A 10,943-nucleotide genomic window follows, 5' to 3' on the forward strand; every position below is an offset into this window, starting at 1 on the left:
CGAAACTCGCTCTTCCGCGAGTTTCGAAACAGATTCTGAGAGCTGCATTCGATACGGCTCGTCGATTCAAATGGGGAGATCAGGGTGCGTGGAACGATAACAGCGGCGGCATTCGCGTTGAGCGGCATTGCCTCGTCGCTCGCCACCGTCGTGCTGTTGATCCTGGTCGACGCACTGACGGGGATGGACGTGTTCGGCTTGTTCGTCTGGTTCATCGTGCCGTTCGGCGCGATAATCTGCGGCGCGTTTTCCGCTTCGGGCTATTATCTCGCCGCCAAGCGGCTGCACGTTCCGCCCGGATGGGTGGTGCTCGCCGAAATGGTCACCATCGCCGCAGTCACCCAGCTGCTGATCTACTATGCCAAATATCGGCTCGCCCTGATCGACGGAGTCCCCGCCTCGAGCCTGATGACGTTCGCGGTGTTCACCGACCGGCTGATGACTCAATCGAGCTATTTCTTCCTGGCGCGGCCGATGGGGGAGCTCGGCTATCTGGTCGCCGCGGCGCAATTCGTCGGAATGCTCATCGGCGGTGGCTGGACCTTCGCCGTGCTCAACATGCAGGCGCGATGTGCCGACTGCCGCACCTATCTGCGCAAGCTGGCCGTGAAGCGCGACAGCTTTCTCGACGAGGAAGGGTTCGCGGCCCATTACGACCATGAATTCGACCATCCGCTGGCGAGCCGCGAATTCGCCGGGCACGTCGCCAAGCGCCACAGGCCGACGACTCGCCTTCGATCGGGGGCGTACAAGCTCACGACCATCGTGTTCGGCTGTCCCGAATGCGCCCGGCAGACCATCGCACAGGACGTCAGCTATTGGGGAGCGAAGGGTTTTGCCCGGGACGCGAGCCTCGCGCGAACCATCGCCGTTCCGCTCGGCATGGACATGGCGCCCGTCTATCGCGGCGTCATTCCCTGAGCCGCGGCATCAGCTCGACGAAGTTGCAGGGCTTGTGGCGGCTGTCGAGCTGGTCCCTGAGGATGCCCTCCCAGCCGTCGATCACCGCGCCGGTCGAGCCGGGGAGGGCGAAGAGATAGGTTCCGCCCGCCACCCCCGCGCAGGCGCGCGACTGGATCGTCGAGGTGCCGATCTTGGCGTAGCTCAGCCAGCGGAACAGCTCGCCGAAGCCGGCGATCTCCTTCTCCCACACCCGCGCGAACGCTTCGGGGGTGACGTCGCGGCCGGTGACGCCGGTCCCGCCGGTCGAGATCACCACGTCGACCGAAGGGTCGGCGATCCAGCCCTCCAGCTGCGCGACGATCGGATCGGGCTCGTCCGCCACGATCGCGCGGTCGGCGAGTTGGTGCCCCGCCGCGGTCAGCCGCTCGACCAGCGTCGTGCCGGAGCGGTCGGTCTCGATCGTGCGGCTGTCCGAGACCGTGAGCACCGCGATCCGCACGGGGCGGAACGTCAGGCTCTCGTCAATTGGCATCCGCGCCCGTCGGCTCGAAATGGATGTCGCCCTGCGGCAGCGGCTGGACGATCGCCTTGCTCGGGTCGAGCTGGACCGGCCGCGGCGGCGGGGTGATCTTCACCGCAGTCGCGCCCGGCAGCCCCGGGAAGCGCGGCCACAGCCCCTGGACCAGCGCCTCGCGGCTCGGCGAGCGGCGGCCCTCCTGCAGCTCGTACATCCAATAGTTGCGCAGCACGATCATGACGTAGGCGCGCGTCTCCCAATAGGGGATGCTCTCGATGTAGAGCAGCGGGTCGCCGTTGTCGCGGATCATCGTATTCCAGTTCTGCACCGGCAGCGGCCCGGCGTTGTACGACGCGATGACCTTGGGCAGCAGGCCCTGGGTCTGCGCCGAGTCGCGGAGCTGCTCGAGGTAGCTCTGGCCGATCTCCATGTTGACCGCGGGCTTGGTGAGGTCCGAGCTGACATAGGTGACGCCGTGGCGCCGGCCGACGTCGGTCGCGGCGCCGAGCTTGACCTGCATCAGGCCGATCGCGTTGGCGGCGCTGCGGATCTCGGCGTTGAAGCGCGATTCCTGGAGCGTGTGCGCGAACACCAGCGCCTTGTCGACACGCCAGCCGCCCGCCGGGGTCCAGTTGGGCGCCGGATAGCGCGCCTCGATCAGCGGCTGCGCGCCGGCGGGGAGGTGATTCGAGAGCCAGAGCTGGGTCGAGGGCAGGTTGAGCCGGCCGGCGATGCGGGTCAGCGGCTCATGGTCGCGCGGGTCCTCGATCGTCGCCTGGAAGCGCAGCATCTCGTCGGCGAGGTCGTTCTCGCCGATCTCGGCGAGCGCGGCGGCGGCGCGGACATTGTAGTTGCGCCCGATCGCCTGCCAGTCCTGCCCGACGAAGGCGGTATCGTCGATGCCCTTGTCCTCGATGCCCAGCGCCTGGCGCGCGAGCAGGCCGTAGAAGGTCTCGCCATATTGCGCGGCGGCGCGCAGGTGCGGCTGGACCTTCTCGGGCCGGTCGCAGGCCATGTCGGCGCGCGAGGCCCAGTAGAGCCCCGCCGAGCGCATCTCGATGTCCGAGGCGCGCGCGGCAACGCTCTCGAACGCCGCGCCGGCGGCCTGGCAATCGCCCTGGCGCCAGGCGGCGAGCCCGGCGACCCAATCGGCCTGGGGCGCCCAGTCGCCGCTGCCCTGCTGGCCCATCGTCGCGACGCGGCGCGCGTTGGCGTCGTCGCCGGCGACATAATAGATCCAGGCGACCTTCTGCTGCCATTCGGTCAGCGCGTCGGTGGTGAGGTCGGGGGCGTAGCGGTTGAGCACGCCTTCGGCCGAGGCGCCGTCGTCGGCCTTGATGTAGCGCTGGGTGGCGAGCGCGATCTCGGTGGCGGCGGCGTCGCTGCGTACCGAGCGCTGGCGGCGGCGGACGGGCGGCGGATCGTACCAGGCGAGCGTGCGGATCACGGGCAGGCTGGGAAGCGACACCGCGCCGCGGTTCTGCGCCATGCGGCTGAGCTGGTCGGCCTGGGGCAGGTCGGGCGCGCTCGCGAGCAGGCCGACGATCTGACCGACCTCGACGCGCGGCGAATTCTTCGCGGTGTAGAGCTCGGCGAGCGCGAGCGGGTGGAGCGGGCCGGTGCCCATCAGGTCGAGCTCGGCCCTGGCGTCGCTCCAGCGGCCGCGGCGGATCGCCGAGAAGGCGAGGCGATAGCCGGCACGCTGCTCGGGGGTGAGCTGGTCGGGGATGCCGTCGTCCTTGCGGAGCGAGCTGCCCGAGGCGCGGGTGATCGCGGGCGCGAGGACGCGCGGCGCCTCAGCGACTTCGACGGGCTCGGGGACGACCAGCACCGGGCGCGACAGCACCGACTGGGGCTTGGGCCGGTCGGCGCGCGCGGCTTCGGTGGCGGTGGGTTTCGGCTTGGCTTGGGGCCTGGGCGCGGGCTTGTCCTCGTCGCGGTCCTTCGCGGCAGTGGCGGTGGGCTTGGCGCCGGGCTTGGCAGGGCTGCGCTTCTCGTCGGCAGTCTCGGTCTTACCCTTGCCCTTCTTCGGTGCCGGCTCATCCTTGCCGCCCTTTTTCGACGCCGTCTGGGTCTTGCCCTTCGCGCCCTTCTTCGCGGGCGTGTCGTCGTCGTCCTTCTTCGCGGACTGGGTCTTGCCCTTGGCGCCCTTCTTCACGGGCGTGTCGTCATCGTCCTTCTTCGACGCGGCCTGCGTCTTGCCCTTGGCACCTTTCTTGGGCGCGGGCGCGTCGCGGTCGGCCTTCTTCGACGCGATCTGGGTCTTGCCCTTCCTGACCGGCGTGTCGTCGTCGTCCTTGCCGCCCTTCTTGGCGGCAGTCTGGGTCTTGCCCTTGGCGGCGGGCTTGGCGGCTTCCTTCTTGGGCGGCGTGGCGGCCTTCTTCTGGGTCGCCTTCTGCGCGACCGGCGCGGCCGAGAGCGCCGCGGGCGATGCGGCGAGCAGCAGGGCAGCAAGGATCAGACGCAGACTCACGGGCAAGTCCCCCCGCTCCATTCGATCAGTTGTTTCCAAGCCTCGGCCTTGGCGGCCGGGTGCTCCAGCAGGAAGCGCGGGTGGCGGATGGCAGCCACGTTCGTGTCCGTCAGCTCTTCTGCGGCAGGAAGGTTAATGTCACTGCTACGATTGCCCGGAGCTGAACCGCTCGCCGCCGGCCAGACACGCTTCGCCGCTTCGCCCAGCAGGAGGAGGCGTTTGGGCTTGGCCAGGCCCGCGTGGTGGCGTGCGAGACGAGCGAGCTGCTCGGCCTGTTCGGGCGGCAGGCGGCCGGTGATCGGGCGGGCATAGGCGAGGGGCACGAGGTGCACCGAGTCGCGAGTCTCGCCGATCGCGGCGAGGATTCGGTCGAACAGCCGTCCCGCGGCGCCGCCCAGCAGCGTCCCCGCGTTCGAATCGTCGGGCTCGGGCATGTCGGTCAGCACCATCGTCGCGGCGCTCGCCGGGCCGGTCGGGCCCAGGATCGCGCTGTGCCAGTCGGCCTCGGGCGCGGCGTCGCTCAGCCGCCATGCGACGAAGCCCTCGATCGTGTCGGGAAGCGGGGCTTCCGTAACGGCGGGCGGCGCCTCGGGCGCGGGCTCGACGCGTGGCGCGGGGGCCGCGAGCCAGTCACGCGGCGCTTCCTCGACGAACGAGTCAACGCCCGCGTCGCGCCACCATTCCAGTGCGGCCGCAAGCTCTTGCGACCATGAATGACCATATTCCCGCCCCATGGTCGCATAGAGTCGCGCCTTGACGTGGCGGTCAATCTGGCCCCATCGCCCAAGGGACGAGGCGTTGCGCAAGCGCGACGACAGGGGCGGAGCCCGTCCCGAAAGGAAACGAGGAACAGGAGCGGGAGATGAGCGAGCGGGAGTCGATGCCTTACGACGTGGTGATCGTCGGGGCGGGGCCGGCGGGGCTGGCGGCGGCGATTCGGCTGAAGCAGCTCGCGGCCGACGCGGGCGCCGAGATCTCGGTGTGCATCCTCGAAAAGGGCTCGGAGGTCGGCGCGCACATCCTCTCGGGGGCGGTGGTCGATCCCAAGGCGCTCGACGAGCTGATCCCCGACTGGCGCGAGCAGGGCTGCCCGCTCGCCGCGACGCCGGTGACCGAGAACCATCACTGGTGGCTGGGCAAGACCAGCCGCTCGGCGATCCCCGAGTTCATGACCCCGCCCTTCATGCACAACAAGGGCACCTATACCGGCAGCCTCGGCAACCTCTGCCGCTGGCTGGCCGACAGGGCAGGCGAGCTGGGCGTCGAGATATTCCCGGGCTTCGCCGCGGCCGAGATCCTCTACGACGACAAGGGCGTGGTGAAGGGCGTCGCCACCGGCGACATGGGCGTCGCGAGGGACGGCAGCCACAAGCCCGACTATCAGCCCGGGCTCGAGCTCCATGCGAAATACACCTTCTTCGCCGAGGGCGCGCGCGGGCACCTGACCAAGCAGCTCGTTTCGAAGTTCGGGCTGCGCGACGGGGTGTCGCCGCAGATCTACGGGATCGGGATCAAGGAACTCTGGGACATCGCGCCCGAGAAGCACGTCCCGGGCAAGGTGATCCACACCCAGGGGTGGCCGCTCGACGATGCGACGCAGGGCGGCGGCTTCCTCTACCACCAGGCCGATGGGCAGGTCGCGCTCGGCTTCGTGGTGTGGCTGGACTATAGGAACCCTTTCATCTCGCCCTTCCACGAGATGCAGCGCTGGAAGACCCATCCGGCGATCGCCGACATCCTCCAGGGCGCCAAGCGCGTCTCCTACGGCGCACGCGCGATCAGCGACGGCGGGTGGCAGGCGGTGCCCAAGCTGGTGATGCCCGGCGCCGCGCTGATCGGCTGCACCGCGGGCTTCCTCAACGTGCCGCGGATCAAGGGCAGCCACACCGCGATGAAGACCGGCATGATGGCCGCCGAGGCCGCCTTCGCCGCGATCCAATCGGGCCGCGAGGGCGACGAGCTCGCCGCCTATCCGCAGGCCTATGAGGACAGCTGGGTCTACAAGGAGTTGCGCGGCGTCCGCAACGTCGCGCCGCTGGTCAAGAAGTTCGGCGCGACCTGGGGGACCTTCCTCGCCGGCGTGGCGATGTGGAGCGAGCACTTGGGGCTCCGCTGGCCGTTCACGATGAAGCACCATGCCGATTACGAAGGCATGACCCACGCCGCCTATGCCAGGCCGATCGACTACCCCAAGCCCGACAATGTGCTGATGTTCGACCGGCTCTCCTCGGTGTTCCTCTCGAACACCAACCACGAGGAGGACCAGCCGGTCCATCTCAAGCTCGCCGACCCGACGATTCCGATTCGCGTCAATCTGCCGTTGTACGCCGAGCCCGCGCAGCGTTACTGTCCCGCCGGCGTGTACGAAGTGGTGGGCGAAGGGAGCGATCTGCGCTTCCAGATCAACGCCCAGAACTGCGTCCACTGCAAGACATGCGACATCAAGGACCCCAGCCAGAACATCACCTGGGTGGTGCCCGAAGGCGGCGGAGGACCCAATTACCCGAACATGTAGCCTCTGGGTGATGGGCGCGGCGGCGATCGTCGCCGCCGCGCCCGCGTACGCCCAGCAGAAGCCCGCTCCCGCCGCGTCGCCGACGCCCGCCGCGGCCGAGGGGCCGGCGATCGATCCGGACGACCTGACCGCCTATGTCCGCGCCCGTGCCGCCGATGCGAGGGGCGCGGCCGATACTGCGGCGGCCGGCTATGCGCTGGCGCTGCGCGACGTGCCCGACGACGCCGACGTCGCGCGGCTCGCCTATCGCCAGGCGATGGCCGCGGGCGACTTCGCGCTGGCGAGCAAAGCGAGCGACGTGCTTGCGCGTGCCGGCGCCGCGCCGCCCGACGCAGGCATCCTGGACTTCGCGGTCGCGCTCCACGCCAACGACGGGCGCGCGATCGAAGCGGCGCTCTCGCGGCTGCGCCGGGGGCCGCTGGACTTCATGGTCCCCGTGCTGACGGCCTGGCTCGCGCTCGACCGCGGCGCCGATCCGCTCGCCGGGCTCGAGGGCCGGAGCGGCGGCGCGCTGGCGCGGCGCTATGCCGCCGAGCACCGGGCGCTGCTGCTGATCGCGCTGGGGCGCGCCAACGAAGGGCTGGCGGCGCTCGGCCCGCTGCTCGCGCTCGACGGCGACGAGCGCCAGGACCTTCGCATCGACGCGGCGCTGCTGCTCGCCGGCACCGGCAAGCGCGACGCTGCGCGCGGGCTGCTCGGTGGTGCGCCGGGGCTGGCGCCGCTGCGCGACAAGCTCGGCAAGGGCACGACGCCGAGCGCCGCCTTCGGCACCGCGCGGCTGCTGCTGAGCCTCGCCGCCGACATCGCGCAGGAAGACGCCTCGCCGCTCTCGATCCTGCTCACCCGCTGCGCGCTGCTGCTCGATCCCGAGGACGACCGCGCGCGGCTGTTCCTGGCCGAGGCGCTGTCGCGCAGCGGCGCCGACAGGCTCGCGCTCGACGTGCTGGCGCAAGTGAAGCCGACCAGCCCCTATGCCCGCGGCGCCGAGGCGGGGCGGATCGCGGCGCTGCGCCGCGCCGGCCAGATGGACGAAGCGATCGCCAAGGCGAAGGTCTTCGCGCGCGACCGCGGCGCCACCGCCGCCGACCTGCAGAGCTATGGCGACCTGCTCTCGGGCGCGGGCCAGTTCGCTGCTGCGGCCGATGCCTATGCTGGCGCGATCCGGCGCGACGGCGGCGACGGCGGGTGGCAGCTCAACCTGCTGCGCGGGACGGCGCTGGACCGTGCGGGCCGCTGGCGCGAGGCGCTGCCGGTGCTTCGCCGCGCGGTCGAACTCGCGCCCGACCGGGTCGAGCCGCTGAGCTATCTCGGCGCGGCGCAGGTCGAGCATCGCGAGAACCTGCCCGAAGCGCAGGCGCTGCTCGAGCGGGCAAAGAAGCTTCGGCCCAATGATTCGGCGATCGCCGATTCGCTCGCCTGGGCCTATTATCTCGGCGGCGACACCGCGAAGGCGCTGCCCCTGCTCGAAGCGGCGGCCAAGTCCGATCCCGGCGGGAGCCAGGTCAACGAGCACCTCGGCGACGTCTATTGGCAGCTCGGCCGGCGCTACGAGGCGCGCTACGCCTGGCGGGCGGCGGCGATCTACGCCGATGCCGGCGCCGCGACGCGGATCGCCGGCAAGCTCGAGGGCGGGCCGACCGGCGCGAACTGACGATGGTCGAGGAAGTCGCGAAGGCCAAGCTCAACCTTGCGCTGCACGTGCGCGGGCGGCGCGCGGACGGCTATCACGAATTGGAGACGTTCTTCGCCTTCGTCGCGGACGGCGATCGGGTGCGCGCCGAGCCGGCGGCGGTTGCGTCGTTCGAGGTCACGGGGCCCTTTGCCGGAGCGCTGGCGGGGGAGGGCGACAATCTCGTCACGCGCGCAGCGGCGGCGTTCGCGGCCCAATTCGGCGGCGGGCCCTGGTCGATCTCGCTGGCGAAGAAGCTGCCCGTCGCCTCGGGGATCGGCGGGGGTTCTGCGGACGCGGCGGCGACGCTGCGGGCGTTGGCGCGGCTGCATGACCTCGATGTGGGGGATCCGCGGCTGTTCGCGATCGCTGCGACGCTGGGCTCGGATGTCCCCGCCTGCCTGCTCGGGCGAACCGCGATCGGGCGGGGCAGGGGCGAGGCGCTCGAGCCGGTCCCGGGGCTGCCGGGCACGCCGGCGCTGCTGGTGAACCCGGGCGTCGCGGTATCGACCGCCGACGTGTTCCGCCGCTGGGACGGCGTCGACCGCGGGCCCTTGCCGGCCGACCCTGCGGAGGGACGCAACGACCTCGAAGCGCCGGCGCGCGCGATCGCCCCGGCGATCGGCGAGGTGCTCGACCTGCTCGCCGCGCAGCCGGGGACTGGGCTGGTCCGCATGTCCGGCTCCGGCGCGACCTGCTTCGGACTGTTCGACACCGTCGAGGCCTGCGCGGCCGCCGACGAGGCGATCCGGGCGGTGCATCCGAATTGGTGGGCTCTGGTGACCACGCTGGCTGAATAATCGCCATTCCGGTTCTTTAACGCCCATGAAAGTCGACGGTGGGATAGTGGTTCCATGGGACGACACCATCCCCACCACGGGCGAGCGCGACGCGGCAGAGAGTCGCCTCGCAGTCCCCGAAGACGCGATCGGGAGGAGGAAGAGGAGTCGGGCTTCGGCGCGATCCTGATCATCGGCTGCACGATGACGGCGGCGATCGCATGGTACACGGCGCCAGTCATCGAATCGGTCTGGAACTACAAGCCGTTGACTGCCGAGCAGGTCGCCGAGCGCGAACAATCCGTCCATTATTCGGGCTGCAACGAAGCGCGTGCGGATGGCGCAGCGCCGATCTACCGCGGCCAGCCCGGCTATCGCGAGGAAATGGACGGCGACGGTGACGGCATCGCCTGCGAACCCCATCGCGGCTATTAACCACCCTCGCAAACCGGCTCTTCGCCATTCGCCGCTATGTCGGGGCCCAAGCGGATCAGACGCTCCAGGAGGGTGGGACGTCCGTCGGTGGTCCGGGCCTTCGTGCCCGCGCCATCCACCCCTTCACAGCGATGCGGCGATCGGGCAGAGGCGGCCCATGATCCATCTCGCGCGCGATGGCGCGATCGCCACGCTCACGCTCGACCGCCCCGAGGCCCGCAACGCGCTTCCCGTCGCCGGCTGGCGGCGCCTATCCGAACTCGCCGCCGAAGTCGCCGGGAGCGACGCTCGCGTCGTGCTGCTGCGCTCCGAGGTTCCGCTGATCTTCTCGGCCGGCGCCGACATCACCGAATTCGCGAGCTTCGCCGGCGATCCCGGTGCCGCGACGCGCTTCCGCCTCGCGATGCGCGCGGGGATCGAGGCGGTCGCGGCGCTGCCGATGCCGGTGATCGCCGTGATCGACGGCGGCTGCTTCGGCGCGGGTGTAGCGCTGGCGCTCGCTTGCGACCTGCGCGTGGCGGGCGAAGGAGCGCAGTTCGCCGCGACGCCCGCCAAGCTCGGCATCGGCTATCCGCGCGAAGACGTCGCGCGGCTGTCCGCCCAGATCGGCAAGGGCAATGCCGCGCGGATGCTCTATTCGGGCGAGATCCTCGACGTCGGCGACGCGCACCGCATCGGGCTCGCCGAACTGCATTGGGAAGAGGCCGAGGGGCTCGCCCGCGCCTTTGCCGACCGGATCGCCGCCAACGCGCCGGGTGCGGTGCGGCTGCTCAAGCGGACGCTGGCCGATCCGCTGGCGGCCGAGCACGATGCCGATTTCGACGCGGCGTTCCTCGGCAAGGAGTTCGCCGAGGGCCTCGCCGCCTTCCGCGCGCGCCGGAGGCCCGACTTCGCATGACCACCGAATTCCTCGACGGCGCCGCGCGCGACGTGCTGCTGTTGTGCGACCATGCCTCCAACCAGGTTCCCGGCGACATTGACCTGGGCGTGGAGGCGCGGCTGCTCGACCTCCACATCGCGATCGACATCGGTGCGGGGCCGCTCACCCGCGCGCTGGCGGCGGCGCTCGACGCGCCGGCGTTCCTCGGCGGCGTCTCGCGGCTTGTGCTGGACCTGCACCGCGAGCCCGACCATCCGAACCTCGTCCCCGAATCGAGCGATGGCCATGCGATAGCGGGCAATATTCAGATCGATCGTGAGGAACGGTTCCAACGCTTCCACGTGCCTTACCACGATGCGATCGAAGGCTGGATCGCCGCGCATCGCCCGAGGATGATCCTCTCGATCCACAGCTTCACGCCGAAGCTCGAGCAGGGCGGCGTGGACCGGCCCTGGCATGTCGGCATCCTCTACAACCAGGACGAGCGCGCCGCGCGGATCGCGATTCGCTGGCTCGAGGCGCAGGGCCTGCCGACGGGCGACAACGAGCCCTATTCGGGCAAGCTGCTCAACGCGACGCTCAACCGCCACGCGGAGGCGCACGGCATTCCCTCGATCGCGATCGAAGTGCGCAACGACCTGATCCGCGACGAAGCGGGGGTGGCGCAGTGGACGGAGATTCTGATCGGGCTGACGGCGGAGCTCCGGGCCAAGCTTCCGTAAAAAGTTCGCGCAATTCTCTTGCGCGAATCCGCTCTTCTACGACATAGGCG

General features: G+C 70.3%; 10 protein-coding genes. 7 read left to right on the forward strand and 3 right to left on the reverse strand.

Going from position 1 to position 10,943, the window contains the following annotated elements; all coding sequences use genetic code 11:
• Positions 1-84 precede the first annotated feature (84 nt).
• Positions 85-921: a hypothetical protein gene (locus J7495_RS02625; protein ID WP_294054521.1), complete on the forward strand. Its 837-nt coding sequence runs from the start codon at positions 85-87 to the stop codon at positions 919-921.
• Here the strand turns inward: J7495_RS02625 and moaB are convergent.
• The 3 genes from moaB to J7495_RS02640 are packed head-to-tail and all read right to left on the reverse strand — an operon-like array spanning position 911 to position 4,627.
• On the reverse strand, positions 911-1,435 hold the full coding sequence (gene moaB / locus J7495_RS02630) for a molybdenum cofactor biosynthesis protein B (protein WP_294054522.1): 525 nt from the start codon (positions 1,433-1,435) through the stop codon (positions 911-913). The two genes, J7495_RS02625 and moaB, sit on opposite strands and share 11 nt — an antisense overlap.
• On the reverse strand, positions 1,425-3,893 hold the full coding sequence (locus J7495_RS02635; RefSeq protein ID WP_294054523.1) for a transglycosylase SLT domain-containing protein: 2,469 nt from the start codon (positions 3,891-3,893) through the stop codon (positions 1,425-1,427). Before J7495_RS02635 ends, moaB begins: the two co-directional genes overlap by 11 nt.
• A complete protein-coding gene (locus tag J7495_RS02640) occupies positions 3,890-4,627 on the reverse strand; it encodes a uracil-DNA glycosylase family protein (RefSeq protein ID WP_294054524.1) in 738 nt (245 codons plus the stop codon). Before J7495_RS02640 ends, J7495_RS02635 begins: the two co-directional genes overlap by 4 nt.
• Positions 4,628-4,755: 128 nt before the next feature.
• On the opposite strand from J7495_RS02640, the gene J7495_RS02645 reads away from it, so the two are divergent.
• From J7495_RS02645 to J7495_RS02670, 6 genes are all read left to right on the forward strand, one after another.
• Positions 4,756-6,408: an electron transfer flavoprotein-ubiquinone oxidoreductase gene (locus J7495_RS02645; RefSeq protein WP_294054525.1), complete on the forward strand. Its 1,653-nt coding sequence runs from the start codon at positions 4,756-4,758 to the stop codon at positions 6,406-6,408.
• 10 nt (positions 6,409-6,418) lie between these two features.
• Positions 6,419-8,059 carry a tetratricopeptide repeat protein gene (locus J7495_RS02650; protein WP_294054526.1) on the forward strand — a complete coding sequence of 547 codons (1,641 nt, stop codon included), beginning with the start codon at positions 6,419-6,421 and terminating at the stop codon, positions 8,057-8,059.
• 2 nt (positions 8,060-8,061) lie between these two features.
• Entirely contained in the window at positions 8,062-8,877 is an 816-nt protein-coding gene (locus J7495_RS02655) for a 4-(cytidine 5'-diphospho)-2-C-methyl-D-erythritol kinase (protein WP_294054527.1), read from the forward strand.
• A gap of 183 nt (positions 8,878-9,060) precedes the next feature.
• Positions 9,061-9,291: an excalibur calcium-binding domain-containing protein gene (locus tag J7495_RS02660; RefSeq protein ID WP_294054528.1), complete on the forward strand. Its 231-nt coding sequence runs from the start codon at positions 9,061-9,063 to the stop codon at positions 9,289-9,291.
• A 157-nt stretch (positions 9,292-9,448) separates the two neighbouring features.
• Positions 9,449-10,189 (forward strand): enoyl-CoA hydratase-related protein, encoded by a 741-nt coding sequence (locus tag J7495_RS02665; RefSeq protein WP_294054529.1) that lies wholly within the window; start codon positions 9,449-9,451, stop codon positions 10,187-10,189.
• Positions 10,186-10,893 (forward strand): N-formylglutamate amidohydrolase, encoded by a 708-nt coding sequence (locus J7495_RS02670; protein ID WP_294054530.1) that lies wholly within the window; start codon positions 10,186-10,188, stop codon positions 10,891-10,893. The genes J7495_RS02665 and J7495_RS02670 overlap by 4 nt, the downstream gene beginning before the upstream one ends.
• Positions 10,894-10,943 lie beyond the last annotated feature (50 nt).

Origin of the sequence: Sphingomonas sp. (assembly GCF_017745215.1) — a bacterium.
Taxonomy (GTDB): Bacteria; Pseudomonadota; Alphaproteobacteria; order Sphingomonadales; family Sphingomonadaceae; genus Sphingomonas.